We start from the raw sequence: 21,843 nt of genomic DNA on the forward strand, positions 1-21,843 counted from the left end.
TCCAATAGATTATCAAACTTGGTGATATATAAAACCTAATTTTAAAATATATAATGAACGCACTTAAAACTTTAGTACTGCTTTTATTTTGTTGTGCTAGTGTACAAGGTCAAGTTTTAAATCATTCTTGGGGAAAGATAACATCGTCTAATAATGATATATGGCTTTCATCTTCAAAAGCATTGGCAATAGCCGATAATCTTTTATTACTACAAAAAGAAACTGGGGCAGAAAGGCGAAATGGTTCTGTCTGGTATACCAAAGAACCTGCAGCGGAATTAACAGCGTATCCTACACGGAAAAAACGATTTGAAAATCAAAATAATACACAAAAAAAAGTAGACATATACAACATGACCGTTGCCAAAGATGGCAGTGGAGATTTTACCAGTATACAAGAGGCAATCAACGCCGCCAAAGGATTTCCAGATAAAAGGGTAACCATAAAAATTAAAAATGGTATTTATAATGAAAAAATAAAAGTGTATGAGTGGAATACCAATATGCAAATTATTGGCGAAGACAGAGAAAAAACTATTATTACCTATGATGATTATTTTGATAAATTAAACTTAGGCAGAAACAGCACTTTTCATACACCAACCTTTTTAGTAGAGGGTAATGATTTTTATTTGACCAACGTAACTATTGAAAATACGGCAGGTGAAGTTGGACAAGCGGTAGCCCTAGCGGTACATGCAGATAGGGTTAAAATAGAAAATTGTACCATCACAGGAAATCAAGACACCCTATATATCACAGGTGAAGGTTTTAAACAGTATTTTAAAGATTGTTATATAGAAGGCACTACCGATTTTATTTTTGGACAGGCCACCGCATTATTTGAAAACTGTACCATACACAGTAAGTCCAACTCCTACATTACGGCGGCTTCCACTCCAAAAGATGAGGAATACGGTTATGTTTTTAAAAATTGCAAATTAACCGCAGCAGTAGGACTTAAACAGGTTTATTTAGGCAGACCGTGGCGAACGTATGCCAAAACAGTATTTATAAATTGCCAATTAGGAAATCACATTATTGAACAAGGTTGGGATAATTGGTCTAATCCTGAAGCAGAAAAAGCATCGCTCTATGCAGAATATGATAATTCTGGACTAGGTTTTAAACCCGCTAAAAGAGTTTCTTGGTCGCATCAATTAACAAAAAAACAAGCAAAAAAATATACAAGAACAAACATACTGGGTAACACTTTATGGTTCAATAAAGGGCTTTAGCCATGAATGGAGATATCATTTCTAATTGGGAATTACCTCAAATAATAATAGGCCTTTAGTACTTTATTGGTAAATAATCTTTACAGATTATCCTTAAGATCAAAAGTTATGAAAACTAAATTTTTACTAATAGCAATTGCCGCATTCTTTTTGTTATCATTCACTAGGGTAACTAAAACAAACAATAATGACCAGCATTCACCAGTAATTTCTGGAGTGTATAAATGGGAAAATCATCCCGTTAAAAAAGGCGATATGCGAGAGTCTAGAAAAATTTTAGAGGGTACTTCTCCACATTTTAAATATTTTAGAATTCATGCTACCACGCAGTTTCCAGGCGCAAAACCCAACCCAGGACATGCAAATGAGGCCAAAGAAGAGTGCATTATTGTAAAAGAAGGCACCATGAAAGTTGTAATCGAAGGAAAAAGTAAAATTCTTAAAGCAGGAGGAGTTATTATATTATTACCCCAACAAACACATACTATTGAAAATATCGGCGATACCAACCTTACGTATTATGTAATGCAATATGAGTCTAGAAAAAATATGGATATTGAAAGAGGTATTGCCTCTGGCGGATCTTTAATGCTAAACAAAGATTCTTTAATTTTTAAAGAAAGTAAGCGTGGTGGCGGAATTAAATATTTTGATCGAGCAACGGCTATGTGCGAGCGCTTTGAAATGCATATAACCCAACTAAACGCTAAAGGCCCTAGCCATAAACCACATACCCATGTTGAAACAGAAATTATTCTTGTTATGGCGGGAGAAACAGAAATGACAATAGATGGCAAAGAGTATAAAGCAGGTCCAGGTGACTTCTATTTAGCAAACTCCCAGTTACTGCATGGTATACGAAACGCATCTGATAAACCCTGTTCTTATTTAGCTTTTAAATGGAATTAAAAAACCATATAATTAAAACGACTCTTGTATGAACAAACTACTTTTTAGTATATTTTTTCTGTCAGGTATTGCCTCTTTAACAGCACAAGACATCTCTATCTACTGTATTGGGGATTCTACTATGGCCGATAAGAAAAATCCTGAAGAAAACCCAGAACATGGCTGGTGCCAAGTATTGCCTAAGTTTTTTATGGATGATATAAGGGTCGACAATAGGGCAGTTAACGGCAGAAGCTCAAAGAGTTTTATTGATGAGGGTAGATGGCAAAACGTTTATGATTCCTTAAAAGAAGGAGATTACGTCTTCATTCAATTTGGTCATAATGATCAAAAATTTAAAGATTCTACGAGATATACCAATCCGCATACCTCGTATCGCCACAACTTGATACGATTTATAAACGAGTCAAGGGAAAAAGGTGCCTTTCCTATACTTTTTTCATCAATCGTACGGAGAAATTTTAATGAATTTGGAACCTTGATAGACACCCATGGAGAATATCCGTTAGAAACAAGATTAGTGGCACAGGAATTAAAAGTTCCCTTTATCGATTTAAATTATTTAACCGAAATAATGGAAACGAATCATGGTGTAAAAGGTTCCAAGGAACTACATTTACATTTTAAACCTGGAGATCATCCGTATTATCCTGATGGGAAAGAAGATAATACACACTTATCCAGAAAAGGTGCCTTACTGGTTGCGGAAATGGCTGTCAAAGAGTTAAAAAAGCAACGTGTAAATTTAGCTACGAAACTTAAATAATGATTTAAAAATTGAAAATGTTGAATACATCTTCCTGCATACAAATGGGGAAAACAACCATACTTATACTTAATATTTTATTTTGTATGACCGTTTATACCCAATCCTATGTTGGGGTAACCGGTATTCGGGACTCTTCCTATAACAATAAAGCTGCTTTTGCAAATGATGTGAAAAAGTATCCAAATATTAAATTGGTTACCAATTTTGAGTTTTCAACAGTTGAAAGCACGAAAGATATCGTTTATGCAAATTTAACCAGCAGGCCACTATTACTTGATGTTTTTAAACCAATTAAGAACGTAAGCGACACCAGAACAGCTATTATTATAATTCACGGAGGAGGTTGGCGTACGGGAAATAGAACACAGCATTACCCTCTAGCGGCATCACTTGCAAATTTAGGATATGTTTGTTTTACACCAGAATACAGGCTATCTACAGAAGCTTTGTTCCCATCGGCGGTCTATGACCTAAAAAAAACAGTGAAATGGGTAAGAAGTAATGCTAAAGCCTATAATATTAACCCAGACAAAATAGTAGTACTTGGATTTTCAGCTGGAGGCGAATTAGCCGCTTTTTTAGGTACAACAGGAGATATGTCTTTGTTTGAAGGCACCGAAACACCAAGTACAGTTTCCTCAAAAGTAAATGCCGTGGTGGATATTGACGGTACATTAGCCTTTATTCATCCCGAAAGTGGTGAAGGTGATGACAGTAAGGGTACCTCAGCAGCAACCTATTGGTTCGGATATTCTAAAAAAGAAAATCCAGTACTATGGAAAGCGGCAGCACCGTTAACCTATGTTGGTCCAAATACGCCGCCAACTTTATTTATAAACAGTTCGGTAGATAGAATGCACGCAGGCAGGGATGATTATATGGCTGTATTACGAAAGAATAGTATATACAGCGAAGTAATACATTTTGAAACCGCTCCACATTCCTTTATACTTTATCATCCTTGGTTCAACCCATCTGTTGAAGGGATTGATCGCTTTTTAAGAATAATTTTTGAGCAGTAATAGGGACAGGTAGGAAACAATTTCAATAATTATACACAAAAACTGCCAATTGAATGGCGGTATCAATGAAGTAAGTTTAGAAACTCCTGATAAACACTAAGGGCCGCAACAAAAAAGATGGTCCCGCTTGGTCTTGATTTTAAAGCAAAACTACAACGACTTAGAGCCGAATGGAAAGCTGGAGGAAAAAGACCTAAGCCCAAATTTAGAACGGCAATAGTCCTTTCCCAAATAAAGCTACCAATTTATGTAGTGATATACTTAAGATTGTCTTATAAATTTATTTGGACTTAGCACCCGGTCCGGCTTTGGATTTAACCCCTGGACCCGTTTTAGACTTTACCCCTGGTCCGGTCTTTGATTTAACCCCAGGACCTGTTTTGGATTTAACCCCAGGACCTGTCTTTGATTTTACCCCAGGACCCGTTTTCGGTTTCAATGGCGACGATGATTTTGACTGCTCGGACATAATAGTTTATTTATCGATTATATTACACTATATTAGTGAAAATAACCAAGTAAAACAAGCGATTAGAGCTTTATGATTGGTAAGAAAAAACCCTCAAAATATGCGGTTTGGTCAATTTATAGAAGCTTGCAAGGACAATGATGTTTGGAAAAACGCTTCCATATACATCGTTTCCAGTTGGGTACTATTACAGGTAATCTCATTAATAGCGGAACCGTTGGGCTTTACCAGCGCGATTGTCGCGGATTGCCTTATCATTTTATTGGTCGTTTTCCCTATATTCCTGTTTTTACTATGGAAATTTAGGCTCGCTAAAACCAAATTATCGACCGAAATTCTTGATGAAGACGGCGTTACCTTACCTCAACAACTAGTTAAAAAGAAATTCAACGTCATCTATTTTTCATTTTTAGGAATAATTGCTACCATTTCCCTAGGCATTGTCTTCTTTATAGCGCAAAAGGATCTTGTTGTCAACAACAAAGCCGAGGTTTTTCTGAAATCCGGCGATAAGATTGCCGTAATGAAATTTGAGAACAATACAGGCAAGACGTCCAATGACCTTGTTGGGAAAATGGCCGTTGACTGGATTATTCATGGAATAACAAGGAACGAGCTCGGACAAGTGATTTCCCCGAAAATTATTGATGATTATGCCCAAGTGATAAGGGCGGCCATTTTGCCGGAAAACCAAACTTCCTTAGTAATAGACTACCTTAAACCTTCCCAAATTATTGAAGGCGAATATTATCTACAAGGTTCCAAACTTATTTTCCAGTGTTCTATAAACAACGAGAATTTGAACGAAACCTTGATAAGCTTTGATCCGGTTTCTTGCGACCAAGACTCCCCATTGGATTGTATAGAGGCACTTAAACAACGTATACTTGGATATTTTGTAGAGGAGAATCGGAAGGAAGTGAGTCTTGAAGATCGCCCACCGAAATTTATGGCCTATGAACTTTTTAATAAGGCACTGGATTTAAGAAGCGAGAATAACGCTAATTATTTAAATTACCTAAAGGAGGCCATTAAAGTCGATTCCACATTTTTTGAACCTCGCGCCTATGAATTCATGTACTATTACAATAATGAGGAATACGCCACTGCAGATTCTTTGTTAAGAAACTTGCGCTTGTATATGGGCAGCTTTAAAAGACAACGCCAACTTTTAAATTTGTATGAAGCATTGCTCAAAGGCAATCATAGGAATGCTTATGAATACCAAAAGTCGGAATATAACATAACACCCTTTCATCTGGAAACTAACTCCAACATGATGGTTTTCTCCTTGCAATTTGTCAACAAACCTGAAGCAGTCGATTCTATTTTCAGGGAAATAGATATGAAGAAATTCAATATTCCCAAGTGCATATATTGTCAGGAACGCTACAAAATCCAAGGTCTGTCCCAGATAACACTGGGAAATTACAAATCTGCCATCTCCCTGTTGGAACCTTTTTATAAAGAGAGCGGTTTAGAGAATTTAAAGAAAGTGCTACTACGTGCCCATATTCAGGATGGCAATCTAAAACGCACCAAAGAACTTCTTAAGGAATTTAAGGAATTCACAAATAAGGAAACCTGGAAGGACCTATATCTTTTTGCAACTAAGGACCTCATCATCGCTGGAATGGAACAGGAAGCAAATGAGTTACTTAACATTATAATTGCGGAAGAAATGACCAAAAACGAGGAATTGGGAACCACCTCGCCATATCTTCTTGAAAGTCTGTTTTACCTTAAGGACTATAAAAAAATTGAACCTTTGCTCCAAAAATGGGTCTTGGAACATCCTATGGACTTTGATTTTAAAGTGTTATACGCGCTAAGCCTTTATGGAAATGGAAATATTAAGGACGCCGAAAATCAAATTAGTGAACTGTTGTCCATGGAAGCACCCTACCAATATGGAGACATTGAATATGCCCTAGGACAATATTATGCGGTTACGGGAGATACTGATAAAAGTATTAACTATTTGACCAAGGCCATTGCAGAAGGACATTGGTATGAAACCTCGGGCTTTGAAAACGACCCGTTATTGAAAGGTCTTACTAGAAACGATTCTTTTAAAAAAGTCATGACCTATTGGCATTGACCCAGAAATTTTTAGACCCTTTTCAATATTATAAATTGCATCTTTATGAGCATTCTTAAAAACGCGCATGCACTGTTAATTGGAATCGAATATGAGGACGGTTTAAATACCATTGGGGATGCTATGGATGTTGCCGACGTTCTAACCGATGAAACTTTATGTGGCTATCCCAAAGACAATGTCGTATTGCTTACTGGCGAGAATGCTGACCGCAATGGAATCTTAAAGGCCTTTGACGACCTCATAGCAAGAACAGATGAAGATTCTTCCATTTTTTTATACTATTCCGGACATGGTGACGTAATAGAAAATATCTTTCATTTTGTTCCTTACGGTATTGTAGAGGGAATGACCTTAGAAGAATATTCCAAAGCTTGGGTAACGGCAGATGATATCAAGGAAAAGATAAACCAGTTGGCTACCAAACGACTTATTTTCTTTATGGATTGTTGCCATGCCACAGGCATGGCCCTTGGTGGTTTTAGTACCAAAAAGTCCGCGAAAACATCCAAAAAGAAAACATCCAAAAAATCCAATTTTGAAAAATTGGAAGGCTTGGCCCAAAAAGTGGATACCGAACGAGGTATTTCCATTGTGGCCTCCTGCAAGGAGGAACAGGAATCCTATCAGCTTGATGACGACCGTAACAGTCTATTTACCAAGCATTTACTTTTAGCCTTAAAAGGACAACATCAGGACCATTTTGTGGAACCTTATGTGCGTATTTTAGAAGTGGCCAGTTACCTTCTCAAGGTTATTCCCCCTATCATCAAAAATATTGCGGATTCCTGTGACCCTCCCTTGGAGATTAGACAAGAACCCTATGTTAACCTGGAAATGTATGATAATTTTGTTTTAAGCTATATACCAGAGGCATTGCGTACCCCCACTTCTAAAAAGCCAACCCCCATTTCACAATCTAAATCTCCAGAATCAGAATCCCAGTGGGTCTTTAGGGAAACGGAAGGGGCTAACAATCTTATTCTGTTTATCAATGGGTTTACAGGTGAAGGTGCACAAACCTTTGGGGAACTTCCCGGATTCTTAATAGAGGACGAACATTTTTTAGGGTGGGATATGAAACCATTTGGTTATTCCAAGTTTGTACAACCAGAATTTGGGAAACATATTTGGGGCGGCATAAAGGATATTGACCGTATCTGCAATTACCTCTGTACATCTGTAAAATACAAGTTCGAAAAATATGATCGCATAGCCATTGTTGCCCATGGCTTTGGCGGATTGGTGGCGCAAAGGGCCTTATTGGATTTTGAGGAGAGGTTTCGAAAAAAAATATCGCACCTAATTCTCCTTGGATGCCCAAATAACGGTATTGCACAAGAAAGTATCCCGCCTTCAGAACTTTCCATTTTACATGAAATTACTGATCAAGGCAGCTTTATCAAAAATCTTAGAAAGGATTGGGAGCTAAAATTTGGTGCTTCCTACCCCTTTTCCTTACGGGTTGTAGGGGCCACCGGAGATGAATTTGTTTCTTCCCAATCCAATTTTACTCCTTTTCAGGATGAACTGTGCTCAGTGGTAGAGGGAAATCATTTCTCCCTTGTTAAGCCAGGCAACGTTGATGATACGGCTTATCATATCATAAAAAATACATTGACCTTTACCGAAAATTATAAATCCTATGGCAACAGGGAGGAAATTAACCTAGCTTTGGGCAAATACGATGCTTTGGTTAAGGAATTATTGCCCCAAAAAGATGATTTGGACCAAAAGGGAATTACGTATTTGATTTTTGCCCTTGAGGGCTTAGATCGTCGGGAAGAAGCCTTATCCATCATCGAGAACCATCCGGAGTTGACTCAAAATACCGATTTTATGGGTATTGTTGGGGGGCGATACAAGCGAAACTATCTAAAGCTGCCCAAGCGTTCAGATGGTGAGGCCGCCCTAGTATATTACGGATTGGCCTTGGAGCAGGCCCAGGCTAACAAAGATCAAGAACAGATATATTATTTGGCCATAAACATGGCCTTTCTGCATCTTGTCATCAATGAGGATATACCCACTATGCGCAAATTTGCCTTTCTGGCAAAATCCGAAGCGGAAAAGTCCCAGAACGGACTTTGGAAATTTGCAACACTAGGGGAAGCCGCCATGTACCTCGATGATTTGGAAATCGCAAAGAATTATTATACGAAAGCTGCATCAGTGGCAGGGGTTCGTGAGAAGATATCCATTCATTTGAATGCCTCAGTAGGATATGCCCATCTCATTAATGATACCCATGCGAATTTCCAATTTCAAGAATTTCTAAAAGAAATGTTCCTATCTTAATTCGTTATGAAGGGCGTATGTTAAAATTCAACAAGAAAAAAATACCAGATTATAACTTTAAGCAGGCCGTAAAAAAACCTATACCGGTTCGATGTATCCAAATAGACGAACCTTTTATGGTTGAGACCCTAGAAGGGGAAATGCATGGCAAGGCAGGAGATTGGCTAATCGTTGGGATATCTGGTGAGATGTATCCCATCGACAGGGTTATTTTTGAAAAGACCTATACCTTAAAATCTAATAAGAAATCTGAATAAAAATGGCGCCACCGACAAGTTGCTCCACTTCCTTGACCATGGCATAATCCTTTTCCTTTATAATTTCCGCATTTTTATTGGCAACAGAAGACCCGGTAAAATCCTTGTAGACGTTTCTAGATTTAGAATCCATCATTCTAATAATATCGCCTTTCTCTGGTACTGCATCGCTTTTTACATTATTGAAACCCTCTCTATATACCACCGAAAAAATTCGGTCTTTGGAATCCATATTGGAAGATTCACCTTTCCTACCAGCGTATAACCAACCTTGCCGTCTGCTATCATCGATGTTTTTTAAGGCAGTTTCCAAATAGGCCTTCTTTTCTATCGGAACGTTAATTCTTTCCCCATAGGTGTCTTGAAGATGTTTTAAATAGACTACATAGGCGTTCACAGTATTCTTGGATGTTGCAGAAACCCATTCTGGATCCACAGAAGACAATTTCTTGGCTTCTTCTATATGCCGTGGTTCCCAATAGATAAATGATTCTACCGATTTTAAGTAATTATCTATGCTTTTCTGTCGTGTGGTGGTATTATCATTTAACACTAGGGACCAACTATGGGAATCTATACGTTTCTCCCTAGCAAGAATAGAATCCTTTGCACCTTGATAGATAAGGTCAGCCTCATCCTCAAAAACATCAGTATTGGAATCATATACAAACTGCCCAAGTTCATCTGGACGTTTGTTGTTTTTATAGAAGGCCTGTTGAGACCCGATCCAATCCAAAACTTGTTTGTAACCCTCTAAGTACAAGGCCTGATTTTGGCCAGTATCCTCGGATTCATCGGTCGCTGCATTGTCATAAAGGTTCTTTAGCTCCGCCATCAATTCTTCCTTTTTTTGGTTGGCGGCATCCGCCTCCCGCTTGCTTTCTATTAATTCCTTGGTGAGAAAACCCAACAAAGCCAATATGACCGCGGCCAATGCCGAAATATAGAGGCCCTTCCTTTTCCTTTGGTTACGTAACACCCTTTTATGTTCCTGCTTACTATCCTCTAGATACTTGATGGCATTCTTAAAATCAGGATTATAGCGGCTTGCCCAAATCTCGGTAGGCTTAAAACTATCATGCCATTCCTGGGCAAGTTCTAGTTCCGTACCGGTCAAAAAGTCCTTTTTTCCTTCTTCGTGCAAGCGATAATCCTGGGTAAGTTTGTAATAGTGTGCAGCTGCCTCACCTTCTTCCTCCACCCATCTACCCAACCTGCTCCATTGTCTAATCAGACTCTCATGGGAAATATCAATGATACGCTCATTTTTATCAGTAGCCTGATCCACCATCAAAAAAGAACGCTGGTCTTTTATGAAAGCATTAATTACCCGATCCAATGTTGTGCTATCCGTACCCGTCAACAATAACAGTTCCTTGAAATGAACTGGTCTTCTAGTCTTTCTCCCATGCTCATCTACCGTTGTGAGTGATTGAAATAATTGCTTCGCTACTTGAAATTCTTCTTTGCTTAACGTCTTAAGGGCCTCATCTGCATGAATGGACAGGGCTTTTTCAATGCCTCCAATAGCATTGTAATCGTCCAAATTAATCTCGCCATCCTTACCAATATTCCTTTCATAGTCCCACATGCGCATAAGAGCATGTTGCAATAAAGGAAGTTCATCCTTGATTTTACCTAGCTCGTTTAGAAGTTTGGAGGTAAGGGCAGAATTGACCTTGTTTCCATTAAGCTTGGCAGGACCCTCTATGACCAGTTTTAATTGCTGCCTACTTAATTTTGGAACGAGATACAAGCTTTGGTTCATGGCTTCCGGCAAACCAAAAAATTCTGAGCAGTCCCCAATAAAATCAGATCTCATGGTAAGAACTACATAAATTGGAATGACTTGTTGCCTAGCTAATTCAAGGATAATATTCACAAAATCTATCGCTTGATCTTGCTGTTGCCTTGTTCTTTTTTCCGATGCGAAACGAAATAGTTCCTCAAACTGGTCTACCAGCAGGAAGAAATTGGTTTTCTTTTCCAAACCTGAGAATAAGCTTAAGATAGCATCTATACCTTCCTCTTCTATAGTTTGGGCCAATTGGGTTATGGCATCCCTATCTGCGGATTGATATAATTGTTCTAGAATGGCCCGTGATAAGTTATGGAGTGGTGACTGGCCCGGTTTCATAATGGCAATCATCCAATTATCACTATCATTAACAAGGTATCCGGCTTTTAGGGCCGGGATTAACCCTGCTCTAAGCAAAGAGGATTTACCGCATCCAGAACTGCCCACAACGGCTACGAAGTGATGTTTGTGCAGTTTTTGTAGAAGTTCCAACGTTTGCTGGTTTCTACCGAAAAACAGTAGGCTTTCCGTATCATTAAACGGTCTAAGGCCTACATACGGGTTTGATAACTTCTTTTCCATTAAGCTGGCATTCTTAAATCCTTGAGGAATTTGTCTATAATTTCCTCATTTATGGTCGCATCCTTACTATTATCGATCACGTTTACCTTTAAGAGGCGTTGGTTTATTGAAATTTGGTCATCCTCTTTATGTGGGGGTGCCATATAGATATAAAAGTCTTCGATGGGGTAATTGTTTATAAGAATAAGCTGCAAGGCGTAGTTTATTCTTTCTATGACCCACTCCTTGGAGACGTTACCATAGAGAAAAATCAATTTGTTCACTTTGCTCATACGTTTGCTTAAAAATTCCAGATTAGAACCTGGATCGTCTTCCTGTGGGTTGATGAACGGTCTTATTTGATGCAGAAGGAGTGTTTTACTTAGATCGAGCGCAAATAGATGGTCGTTCTCATGCGTATCAAGCAATACAGAAATCTCATCTTTTTTAATATCTGAAGGTTTTGATTTAGATTTTATAGTTTCGGCAAAATCCATAATCTGTTTGGAAAGAGTGCTTTTGCTGCCTTTTATGAATTCATAATCCTTTTTCACTAGGGTGCCTTCCTCGAGTTGGGTGAGAAAATTTCGATATTCAGCTTCTTCGATTTCGGAATAATCCGAATCTGAGGGGAGCCAGATCATTTGGGGAACATCAGCGGAAAGTGATATTTCCGTTTGAAATTTTGGATACCACTCATCAGCCTTATCCACAATCTCCCGTCCTGGATAGATATCGAGCAAATTAACGACCATTTTAGCCTTGCCCAGTGCTTTTTCTGTGGCTTCCTTAAGTGGTTCCACTTCATGTGGGGGAGGAATTGCGGAGATAATACGGTACCCTTTTTTGGTCAGTTCGGAAATAATACGTTTTCTTGGACTTCTAAGCGTATCCGGGACTTCACTCATATAAATGGTGAAATCGGATGTAGGATTGTTGGCATCTTCTGCCTTGCCGTTTAACACGGTATTGGGAGAATTATTAGAAAGTATAGGCGTGCCAGGCTGATCACCTAGCTTATTAAAATTGTCCAATAGCTTAAAAACGGCATCTTTAAGATGACGCATCTGCGCCTTGAATATCGGGGAAATCGTTTCTACCGTATCACCAAAATCCTCTTTGGTCTCGGCATCATGGAACGGAAATCCGGTGGTACCGCCCAATTGCTTAGGCCATTCCTGAAATGGCAGGTTATTCATTAGAACATGTAGAATCCTGGTTTGGTCTCCAACCTTTAGCCCAACGGCTTCCTCATTCGCTTTATCATAGAACAATTCAAGTTCTTTCTGGCAATATTCAGAAGCCATATATCCCGGGGAATTCAAGCAAATCATGATAGCCGATTTACGAATACCCTCAGCAATGGAATCATCAAAAAGGACACTTCCATCCAATTTTTTTGTATCCCACCAAATTTTGACCATATCCATCCTGCCAAATCGTTTAGCGAGCATTAAATTTATGTTCTGATAGAATTGTTTGATCCATCCATCCCCTTGATTGGGAAATGAAATATTATCTACATGAGCGTAGCTGATAAAAATATCATACTCATACCCGTTTACAAAAGCCATGATTTTCTAGTTTGGTCGCTAATTGTTTTAAAGATAAGAAATTATACCTTACGGAAATGTTACTCATTGGAATACGTTCAACCCTATCGGTAACTATCTGTACAAGGTTATAATTACGATTCTGATTCCTGCTCAATTGTTTGTGATGAAACCACTATTTGCCCCCAATTTTTGTTTTCACCGGTAAGTATGTATTCAATGTTCTGTACAAAAACCCTAAAGGAAGTACTGCCCTTTTCATAAGGCCCACATAAAGTCTGGTACAGGATTTTCTCTCTTTTCAGGGTTTCGGCCGTTATTCTATAGTTCGCCCACTTTTCATTGAATTTTAAAAGGGAGGAGATACCCGTAAAAAAAACCGTTAAAACGCCTAATCCCGCAGCAATATGATTGGCTTCCTGCGCCTTTTCCAAAGTGGCTACGGCAAACGGAATCATAGCGCCAAAAAATATAATAAGGCCATTACTCCAAATATGCAATTTTTTGTTTATCGCACTTTTTTGACCATACCATTGGATTTGTCCATCTACCCGTTCCTTAAGATATTCTTCTTCAGTCATCGAACTAACTATTTAAATTTTTACTCCCCATAATTCCGTACGTCAAGTTACATTTTTTAATAACAATTCTTACGCACCAAATTAACGTTCATTTAGATACCCTTCTTTTTTATTTCGGTCAATTTAAACAATCCTTCATTTTTGGAGACGCAATCTACTTTAAAATACGTTTTCAGTTTTAGGTATTAAAATGGATATAATTGCAACAAAAGCCAAGTTTAAATTTCATATGCTGTTAAAAATAGGTTTTTACAATCCTATCAAAAAAATCAATTTTACTTGTAATCGGACTTCATGGATTGGCAATGTAAAGGTGATCGGATTCATTTTGGCAAGTTGTCCATAATTTCGGATACTAGGAAAATAAAGGAATAGCATCCTCAATTATAAAATCTGGAAGGTGCGTTGGCGTTAACCAAATAACATGTTTTATTAATCCTTGTTAACCCTAGCATTTACCGATTAAACAGATAGTATACGTAATCCATCATTTGTTTACATTAAGTCCTAACCAACTATTGCCAAGGGTACTCTTACAGACAAATTAATCAAAATGCAAAAAGATTCGAAAGAGTTTAGACCCAATACTTCCACTTGGTTTAAACGCTCCTTGTGCTCCCCTGCAATGCCTATTTCCTACAATGAAAAATCGGTTGAGGACCTGACCCTCCCAAAGAAAATAAGTTTACCACAATGGCTGGTGCTGTTTTAATGAATCCGCTACCTTTAGGTCATGAAAATCCCAAGATTAAAGACAAGTGACATCCTATTTATTGCGCTTATCGTTTTATTGCTGATACCACAAACCAGAACCCCAATACAGGTAGCAGTTAATAAGTTAAAAATGTTGGTTTGGACTCCCAGTGTAGAGGCCATGGATAATCAAAAAAAAGTAGTCCCTTTTAGCTATAAGGTACGCGACTTAAATGGAAAATATAAAGAAATTCCCATTGGAGAGAAACAAGTAACTTTTCTAAGTTATTGGGCAACCTGGTGCCCACCTTGCCTTGCTGAATTACCAAGTATTCAAGCCTTATACAATGATTACGGTGACAAGGTCAATTTTGTGTTATTGACACAAGAAAATACCCAGAAAGTGGAGCGTTTTATGAACAAAAAAGAATATGACCTACCCATCTACTTTCCGCAAATGCAAACACCAGAGGCACTAGAAGAAAAAAGTATTCCTACCAACTACATTATAGACACCAAAGGCAATATTATTATCAAAGAAACTGGTGCTGCGGATTGGAACAGTACCAAAGTACGTAAGGTTTTAGATAATCTAGTATCCTATTAAGGTGGAATACTAATTTAACTCGATTAAAAAAGTATTAATAGAGATAGATTTCCCTACATAATCTTCGTACAGGAATATCCTAACAATTTACCTGCCATCTCCATAGGCACATTATCGTAAAGCAGTATAGTGGAGGCAAATGATTTTCTAGCCATGTGGTGACTTCTGGATTTATTGATGCCTTTAATCACCCTTATTACATTTAAAACAGTTCTTTATAACAACTCATGTCTTGAACAGTACTTTCATCATGGCCTAATATTATCATTGTGCAATGTGATTCCTTTTCTTCTTTAAAACTATGGTAGCCCGGAGTCTTGATTTAAGTAATCTATATTTTAAAACTAATGATGAATGTAATGTATAGATAGGGTTCATTTGGGGACTACTCAGATTGTATGAGGTGTGGACAATGAACTATATATTGTAATACCGTTTAACCATAAAATTTCATAGGTCTTTTTCTAATCAGCACTATTAATTCCCTGGTGGACCTGACCTATATCATTGTCTTGCCTATAAGGACGACTTATTATAGCATAAAATACAGAACAATGAAAACGCTTCGTTTCCTTTCTATTCTGAGCCTCGTATTCACTATAACCACAGGCTATGCTCAAAAAGTAAAAATTTACAAGGTCTGGGTGACCTTGGTAAACCAAAAGCAGGTAAACGGGACACTTTACGCCGCAAATGAGGATGAACTTGTGGTTCTGGGTGAAGATTTGACTCAGATGAAATTTGTCCCTGAAAACATCCAGGCCATAAAATTAAGAAGGGAGGGGAATGTCGGCAAAGGTGCATGGATTGGTGCTTTAGGTGGGTTGGCAGTTGGTTCTATTGCTGGTTATGCTTCTGAGTCTGGAAGTGGCTGGGAAGATGTAGGTGCTGTAGGAGGCGGAATATTGGGCGCGCCCATTGGTACATTAATTGGATTAGCAGTTAGTTCTGGTAAGACAAAGTATCAGATAAATGGAAACAAGGACACTTATAACTCGTTCCTTCCCAAACTACAACAATATGCACCCTAAAAAATAGGCAACTAATGAATCCTAATCGTAAAAGGCTCAACGCTATAGCAATCTTCCTGACCACTTTGTTACTCTTTCAAAGCTGTGTAGTCTATCATAAAACGCCAACAACCTTAGAAAAGGCATCGACGGAACGAATCAACACTAAAGTAACCAACAGCAGTGGGGAAAACGTAAAGTACAAATACATCACTTATGAAAATGGTATCTTTTTTGGAGTCACCTTAAAATCAGGTCAATCGATTAAAACACCCATAGATCAAAATGACCTGGCACAGGTTCTGACCAAGAATAAATCGGGATCAACCTGGGCAACCATAACCACGATTGCTATACCTGTCATTGCTACAGTAATCATCGTAAGTACCTTGCCCTGGGGAGGGTCCTGGGATCTCTTTCCGGGGGAAGAGCTCTGATCTTCAAAAAATATCTTACCGCATAGAAGCCATGCAAAAAAGGTAAAAACTATCCCAATACTGCCGCATGCCTTGACTCTTTTCAAAACAATGTGACAAATAATAATAGGATAAGCTTCTAGAAACATGTTTAGCCTATATTAAAGAAAAGCAAGATTAACCTCGTTATTTTTATTTTAGAGTGACATAGGTCTTTGCCTTAGACCTTGACCTCCTATTGTCTTCATTGATTCAAAATGGGAACCTTGACATAATTAGCAGGAACTTTAGTGGGAATCTTTTTTCTATAAACAAGTTGACCCCTTGTCTTATAATAAGAAAGTGCAGTTAGTGCATATAAGGCTCCCATTCACAGCATTTACTGGCTAAAAACAAAAAATCCAACCTAACTAAATAGATTGGATTTCAATTTTTGCTCCCCCTCTTGGGCTCGAACCAAGGACCCTCTGATTAACAGTCATATCACACCCATAAAACAAACAAATAACGAATCATTACAAAAATGCAATTAAATACATATTTTACTGACATTTACAATCATTTTATTTATAAATAATATACGTTTACTTTGTGTTATTATGTTACTTTTGTGTTACAAACGTGTAACAATAAAAAGCTTAGGTTATGAAAAAAGCAGATACCACTATTTATTTTGACAGCAAAAGACCAAAAAAAAATGGTAGATGTTCCGTAAAAATCAAAGTAACCTATAACCGGAAACGAAAATATTATGCAACAGGGATAGATTTGATTCCTAAAGATCTCGAAATAGAAGAACGAGGAGAATTTGAAAAAATCTTTTTTCCTAAAAAAGGAGAGCGTTTGTCTGATCAACAAAAAGATATAAAGCGTAAAGTTGAATACCTCCAAAGAAAGGCAGTTAGGGTAATTGATATTCTTAAAGTATTTTCCTTTGATGCCTTTGAGAGTGAATTTTTGGACGAACGCAATACAGCCGATAGTGTTTCTTTTGCCTTTGATAAGTACATAGCCAATCTAAAACTAGAATCTAGGATAGGAACAGCGGTAAGTTATAATTGTGCTAAAAACAGTATATCAACTTTTAAAAAGGATTTAACCTTTGCCGAAGTCACCCCTACCTTTTTAAAGAAATACGAAAACTGGATGTTAATAAATGAAAACAGCGTTACTACGGTTGGCATCTATCTTCGGAGCCTAAGGGCTATCTACAACTTACAAAATATTGATAAGAGCATTTACCCCTTCGGTAATGGCAAAAACAAATATTCTATACCAACCAGTAAGAATACGAAAAAGGCATTAACGGTTGATGAAATAGCAAGTATTTACAATTACGAAGCCGTACCCCAAAGCAATAGGGAAATGGCAAAGGATTACTGGTTATTCCTTTACCTATGCAACGGTATGAACGTAAAAGATTTTTGTTTACTTAAATGGCAAGATATAGAAGATGACATGCTTAGTTACAAGCGTGCCAAAACCGAACGAAGCCAAAAAGAAAGCAAGCGTATTTCCGTAGCCTTGAAACCTGAAACTTTAGATATTATCAAAAAATGGGGTCAACCCTCCATAAATAAAGATGCACACATATTCCCCCACCTCAGAGCCAAAATGAACGCTGAACAACAAAGGGCAACCTATCAACAATTGACCAAGTTAATTAACAAATACATGAAGCAGGTTGTTAGCGATATAGGAATAGACAAGAACGTAACAACATACTTTGCTAGACATAGCTTTGCAACAGTTTTAAAGCGTTCAGGGGCTAAAATAGAAATGATTAGTGAGCTATTAGGGCATAGCAACGTTAGTGTAACTGAAAGCTACTTAGATAGCTTTGAGAACGACCAAATACAAAAAGAAACCGATGTATTGACAGCAGGGTTTAAAAAGGCGAATTAAAAATAAAGAGAAAACATAGTATCATATAATGTCCAAAAAGAACTCTATCAATATTGCCAAGACTAAAAGGGAATTGAACAATCTCAATACAGTAACCCAGAAGCTAGAACACCTTAGAACTAAGCTTGACAATCTAACAGAGGAAGACTACAGTCAAAATATGTTTTCACTTGTAGAAGCTATGCCAAAGAAACACTTTCCTGATAAGGATAGAAATGTTGAGTTTACTTTTTGGTTTTTAGAATATAAAGCGAAAAATAAGCTCAAACAGTATAAACTATCTAAAGAATATAAGGACAAATATGTTCATGGAAAAGTTGAATTCAATGCTAAGGAAGAAATAGAGGTTATAGAAGATGAAGAAAACAAAGCCAGATTGATGATTAAAAATCACAACATCAATTGGACGCTTAAGTACAAACCAAGTGACAATAGTTTATTATACTTATTAGATAAAAAAGTAACTTATATCGAAACGGTAAGGGTTTTAAATAACTACTATGCTCACCATGTTTCTGAACATAGCTATGATACTGGAAGCCCCGAAGTCAAAGCTTTCTACAGACATATTATTTTAAAAGAGCATTTACAAAAACTTGCTGCTAACGGAAAATTCCAAAATCAATTATACCTCCAACCTAAAACATTTGAAGAAATGTTTATCAACCCCGAAATAATTCAGAACTGTATCAGTGTCTTAAAAGAAGTAGAAATTTTAAACGAAAAGGAAAAGTACGTTGGCAGAGATAAAGCAGCTTTTTGTATTTGGGTAAAATGGTTAAAAAGTAAGTCTTTAGTACACCACTATATTAAGGATGAAACTTTTGCCAAACTAATTAGCAAAAAGTTTCATCCTTTTACTATTAGTACATCTCTTTTTAGAAAACCAAACCCCAGAGCAGAAGAGAAATACAATCTTGAAATACAAGCATTACTTTCCAAAGTTTCCCAACTTTCCCATGGACTAATCTAGGGAAAGTTTTATTCTTCAATTCTTGTCCCTTTGTGTTAACAAAATTATTAGACATGATAAAACAAGAATTTATTTTAATTGAAAAACAAGAGTTACAAACAGTAATAATAGACTGTATGAATTCTTGTTTAAAGCACAACAAACAGGAAGTAAGAGCCATTGAACAATCTAACCAATGGCTTAATCTCGACGACCTTATTGAATACGACCCAGAAAAGCGTACAAAACCAACCTGGTACAGTAAAATATCAAAAGGTGAAATACCATATCATAAAAAAGGTAAAAAGGTATACTTCTTAAAATCCGAAATTGATGAGTGGTTAAAGGGTGGTAAACGTAAAACCATTACTGAAATAGAAGCGGAATCCGAAATTTTTCTATCAAAAAACAAAAAATAAAGGCTATGGATTATAACAACACTCCAGAAGGCCTAAACATCTTTCAAAATTTTGGTTTAACTAACGGTAATGAGCAATATGCTACCCGAAAGCAGATACAATCTTTGTATGATGTGCCTAGAAAAACCTTAGCCTACAATATAAATGCTCTTAAAGAAGATGATTTAATCAACGGGGCTAAAATCCGCCATGTTGCTAAAGATGGAAGGCAAAGGATCCAAGAGCTTTTCGATATTAACGAAATAGTTGCAATCGGTTTTAGGTTACGTAGCGATACAGCAATTAAACTTCAACGTTATGCTGCTAATCTTCTAATTGAAAAGATACAAACTGTACATGAAGAGAAGAGGCTTCTAGAACTAGAATTAAGCTATGCATGGAATAAGTCTGACCAAAACGACCTATACCGATGAGTAGGGCAATGGAAGCTAGAAAAGCTCTGGAATGGCTTATCCTCAGGGAACAGAAAGGGAAGTATCCGAATGTTCCGGAGAAGGCCAGATATGTTCCTAACCTAAAGCTAACAACCACCAACGGTCTGACAAGCGGAGTTATAAAATATATTCAGTTAAGTGGTGGAATTGCGGAACGTAGGAACAATACCGGGCGATACATTCAACCAACTACTTATGATAATATTTTCGGGAAAGAAGTTGTGCTAAAAAAGGGTATGCACATCAAAGGAACCGGTAAAAATGGTACTGCGGATATATCGGGTATATATAACGGCGTACCTCTGGCCATTGAGATCAAATTAGGTAAGGATAAGCAAAGCAAAGAACAAATTGAGTATCAAATAGAATTCGAGCGGGTTGGAGGGTATTATTTGATTGCTAAAACATTCGCCCAGTTCTATGAGGATTTCAACAAACTTTTTAAAATAAATAGCCCCGAAATACCGGTTCAAGGATAGATACGGGGCAGATATTATAACCATGATAAAGATACATATTTATAACGAAAACCTTACCGTAATTCATGGTGTGCGAAAATGGGTTTATATAGTTAAAGACCATGAATGAACAAGAAGAAATTTACTTCAACTTTCCAATTCAACTACTAGAAGGATTTATAGATTATCCTGAAAAAATTCTAAATAATATATTGGACTATTGCTACTATAGAATGACATTGAGCTATGAGTTCGGGGATGAAGAAGAAATGATAGCAAGTGCAAGGAAATTTTTTCGCACTTCCGGTGGTAATAATTTGAAGCGCTACGAAAACGGAGAGGAATTATATAACAGCGTTGCGATTAAAAGCCCAATGGTAGGTATAAAGAGCGACATATTGTTCGATTACTACAAAAATCCAAAAAACGATTTTCAAAAAGCTACTCTATTGGCTCATTTGGCAATTAAAAGCATTTTAAAGAATAAGGCCTACTGCAAGATTACTAATCTTTATCTATGGTCTAGAATGGATGGTAAAACACACGCAGTGAAAGATAAATGGGCGCTATCCGAATGCATCAGGGTATTCGCCAATAATTATCAGGTGAGAAAGTTAAAAAATGAGCTTAAGGATAACTGGTTTTTGATTGAATACTCCAAACGTACAAGAGGTTGGTTCGTCAGTTACAAAATGTCTCTAACCGATTTGATACTCCAAGTGGAAAAAAGAAAAAAAAAGAATCGGGACGATAAAAGGAAACAGATGGAGAAGGAGGCGTATGATGAAGCGATGAGAAGGCTTAAGAATCTTGATAAGTTTTAATAAGATAATGAGAAGTAATTTTAAAATTTCTCTTGTTCAAAAAACCTTTTGAACACGTGATATAATTTGTTTTTAGAATGTATTATTAAAGTATATTCTTAGAATGTATTCTTATAGGTTGTCATTTAGTTTAAACCTAGTTTAGTCTTAGTTGACACTACTTTTAAAAAAAATAGTTTCCGTAGCCCTAAACTATCTAAATGTTGGAGGATTGTTTTTTCTCTTAAGTCCCTTATATAAGAGCTTGCTTAGGTTATATTTGGACAGGTGATAAAAAGCTTTTTTCGTCAGTTCGTGGTTGGCTAGATGGTTGTCTTGTTGGTTGTCTTCATTTTCTTTTTCTTGGTAACAGTCATATTTTACTATAGTTACAACGGTATTTTTGTTGGTTGACTTGATGGTTATTCTGTTGGTTAATGCAAATGCATTGCATATAGAAAGCAAAAGCAGCATTTAGTTAATTAAATATCTCCGAGAGAATTAAATCCTTTTTTATAGGTTGTCACATGGTTGCGAAGATTTATCAAGACTAAACGCATAGTTGAGCTGAGGTTAAGACAACAAACGCA

General features: G+C 37.1%; 22 protein-coding genes. 17 read left to right on the top strand and 5 right to left on the bottom strand.

All coding sequences use genetic code 11. The features are described from left to right. The first annotated feature begins 53 nt into the window (after nt 1-53). From ACOCEA_RS03285 to ACOCEA_RS03300, 4 genes are all read left to right on the top strand, one after another. Nucleotides 54-1,238 carry a pectinesterase family protein gene (locus tag ACOCEA_RS03285; protein WP_420754765.1) on the top strand — a complete coding sequence of 395 codons (1,185 nt, stop codon included), beginning with the start codon at nt 54-56 and terminating at the stop codon, nt 1,236-1,238. 108 nt (nt 1,239-1,346) lie between these two features. Further along, a complete protein-coding gene (locus ACOCEA_RS03290; RefSeq protein ID WP_420754766.1) occupies nt 1,347-2,147 on the top strand; it encodes a cupin domain-containing protein in 801 nt (266 codons plus the stop codon). A 28-nt stretch (nt 2,148-2,175) separates the two neighbouring features. Continuing rightward, on the top strand, nt 2,176-2,913 hold the full coding sequence (locus ACOCEA_RS03295) for a rhamnogalacturonan acetylesterase (protein WP_420754767.1): 738 nt from the start codon (nt 2,176-2,178) through the stop codon (nt 2,911-2,913). A gap of 17 nt (nt 2,914-2,930) precedes the next feature. After that, nucleotides 2,931-3,938 (top strand): alpha/beta hydrolase fold domain-containing protein, encoded by a 1,008-nt coding sequence (locus tag ACOCEA_RS03300; RefSeq protein ID WP_420754768.1) that lies wholly within the window; start codon nt 2,931-2,933, stop codon nt 3,936-3,938. 280 nt (nt 3,939-4,218) lie between these two features. Here the strand turns inward: ACOCEA_RS03300 and ACOCEA_RS03305 are convergent, their stop codons facing one another. Continuing rightward, nucleotides 4,219-4,407 (bottom strand): hypothetical protein, encoded by a 189-nt coding sequence (locus tag ACOCEA_RS03305; protein ID WP_420754769.1) that lies wholly within the window; start codon nt 4,405-4,407, stop codon nt 4,219-4,221. A 100-nt stretch (nt 4,408-4,507) separates the two neighbouring features. On the opposite strand from ACOCEA_RS03305, the gene ACOCEA_RS03310 reads away from it, so the two are divergent. The 3 genes from ACOCEA_RS03310 to ACOCEA_RS03320 are packed head-to-tail and all read left to right on the top strand — an operon-like array spanning nt 4,508 to nt 9,063. Beyond that, on the top strand, nt 4,508-6,508 hold the full coding sequence (locus tag ACOCEA_RS03310; protein ID WP_420754770.1) for a tetratricopeptide repeat protein: 2,001 nt from the start codon (nt 4,508-4,510) through the stop codon (nt 6,506-6,508). Between the two features lie 45 nt (nt 6,509-6,553). Beyond that, the gene (locus ACOCEA_RS03315; RefSeq protein ID WP_420754771.1) at nt 6,554-8,806 is read left to right on the top strand and encodes a caspase family protein; all 2,253 of its coding nucleotides are present in this window, start codon (nt 6,554-6,556) and stop codon (nt 8,804-8,806) included. A gap of 17 nt (nt 8,807-8,823) precedes the next feature. Continuing rightward, the gene (locus ACOCEA_RS03320) at nt 8,824-9,063 is read left to right on the top strand and encodes a hypothetical protein (protein WP_420754772.1); all 240 of its coding nucleotides are present in this window, start codon (nt 8,824-8,826) and stop codon (nt 9,061-9,063) included. On the opposite strand, the gene ACOCEA_RS03325 is transcribed toward ACOCEA_RS03320, so the two are convergent. The 3 genes from ACOCEA_RS03325 to ACOCEA_RS03335 all read right to left on the bottom strand — a co-directional run bounded on the left by ACOCEA_RS03325 (nt 9,044) and on the right by ACOCEA_RS03335 (nt 13,556). Further along, a complete protein-coding gene (locus ACOCEA_RS03325; RefSeq protein WP_420754773.1) occupies nt 9,044-11,443 on the bottom strand; it encodes an nSTAND1 domain-containing NTPase in 2,400 nt (799 codons plus the stop codon). The two genes, ACOCEA_RS03320 and ACOCEA_RS03325, sit on opposite strands and share 20 nt — an antisense overlap. After that, nucleotides 11,443-12,996, bottom strand: a complete 1,554-nt coding sequence (locus ACOCEA_RS03330; RefSeq protein ID WP_420754774.1) for a toll/interleukin-1 receptor domain-containing protein — start codon at nt 12,994-12,996, stop codon at nt 11,443-11,445. The genes ACOCEA_RS03325 and ACOCEA_RS03330 overlap by 1 nt, the downstream gene beginning before the upstream one ends. A gap of 113 nt (nt 12,997-13,109) precedes the next feature. Next, nucleotides 13,110-13,556, bottom strand: coding sequence for a DUF4231 domain-containing protein (locus tag ACOCEA_RS03335; RefSeq protein ID WP_420754775.1), 447 nt, complete (start codon nt 13,554-13,556; stop codon nt 13,110-13,112). A 553-nt stretch (nt 13,557-14,109) separates the two neighbouring features. Between ACOCEA_RS03335 and ACOCEA_RS03340 the strand changes: the two genes are divergently transcribed. The 10 genes from ACOCEA_RS03340 (at nt 14,110) to ACOCEA_RS03385 (ending at nt 21,274) form a co-directional block, all read left to right on the top strand. After that, nucleotides 14,110-14,268 (top strand): hypothetical protein, encoded by a 159-nt coding sequence (locus ACOCEA_RS03340; RefSeq protein ID WP_420754776.1) that lies wholly within the window; start codon nt 14,110-14,112, stop codon nt 14,266-14,268. A gap of 21 nt (nt 14,269-14,289) precedes the next feature. Then, a complete protein-coding gene (locus tag ACOCEA_RS03345) occupies nt 14,290-14,856 on the top strand; it encodes a TlpA family protein disulfide reductase (protein ID WP_420754777.1) in 567 nt (188 codons plus the stop codon). A gap of 554 nt (nt 14,857-15,410) precedes the next feature. After that, a complete protein-coding gene (locus ACOCEA_RS03350) occupies nt 15,411-15,887 on the top strand; it encodes a hypothetical protein (RefSeq protein WP_420754778.1) in 477 nt (158 codons plus the stop codon). A gap of 14 nt (nt 15,888-15,901) precedes the next feature. Next, nucleotides 15,902-16,303: a hypothetical protein gene (locus tag ACOCEA_RS03355; protein ID WP_420754779.1), complete on the top strand. Its 402-nt coding sequence runs from the start codon at nt 15,902-15,904 to the stop codon at nt 16,301-16,303. Nucleotides 16,304-16,927: 624 nt separating this feature from the next. Continuing rightward, on the top strand, nt 16,928-18,187 hold the full coding sequence (locus tag ACOCEA_RS03360) for a tyrosine-type recombinase/integrase (RefSeq protein ID WP_420754780.1): 1,260 nt from the start codon (nt 16,928-16,930) through the stop codon (nt 18,185-18,187). Between the two features lie 28 nt (nt 18,188-18,215). Next, complete coding sequence (locus tag ACOCEA_RS03365; protein ID WP_420754781.1) at nt 18,216-19,160, top strand: hypothetical protein; 945 nt, start codon at nt 18,216-18,218, stop codon at nt 19,158-19,160. Between the two features lie 53 nt (nt 19,161-19,213). Beyond that, nucleotides 19,214-19,558 carry a helix-turn-helix domain-containing protein gene (locus ACOCEA_RS03370; protein WP_420754782.1) on the top strand — a complete coding sequence of 115 codons (345 nt, stop codon included), beginning with the start codon at nt 19,214-19,216 and terminating at the stop codon, nt 19,556-19,558. Nucleotides 19,559-19,563: 5 nt separating this feature from the next. Next, the gene (locus tag ACOCEA_RS03375; protein WP_420754783.1) at nt 19,564-19,971 is read left to right on the top strand and encodes a hypothetical protein; all 408 of its coding nucleotides are present in this window, start codon (nt 19,564-19,566) and stop codon (nt 19,969-19,971) included. After that, nucleotides 19,968-20,471 (top strand): hypothetical protein, encoded by a 504-nt coding sequence (locus tag ACOCEA_RS03380; RefSeq protein WP_420754784.1) that lies wholly within the window; start codon nt 19,968-19,970, stop codon nt 20,469-20,471. The genes ACOCEA_RS03375 and ACOCEA_RS03380 overlap by 4 nt, the downstream gene beginning before the upstream one ends. A 101-nt stretch (nt 20,472-20,572) precedes the next feature. Then, nucleotides 20,573-21,274, top strand: a complete 702-nt coding sequence (locus ACOCEA_RS03385) for a hypothetical protein (protein WP_420754785.1) — start codon at nt 20,573-20,575, stop codon at nt 21,272-21,274. 192 nt (nt 21,275-21,466) lie between these two features. On the opposite strand, the gene ACOCEA_RS03390 is transcribed toward ACOCEA_RS03385, so the two are convergent. Beyond that, nucleotides 21,467-21,727 carry a hypothetical protein gene (locus tag ACOCEA_RS03390; RefSeq protein ID WP_420754786.1) on the bottom strand — a complete coding sequence of 87 codons (261 nt, stop codon included), beginning with the start codon at nt 21,725-21,727 and terminating at the stop codon, nt 21,467-21,469. Nucleotides 21,728-21,843: the final 116 nt, after the last annotated feature.

The sequence above is a fragment of the Maribacter luteocoastalis genome (genome assembly GCF_048890225.1).
Classification (GTDB): Bacteria; Bacteroidota; Bacteroidia; order Flavobacteriales; family Flavobacteriaceae; genus Maribacter; species Maribacter luteocoastalis.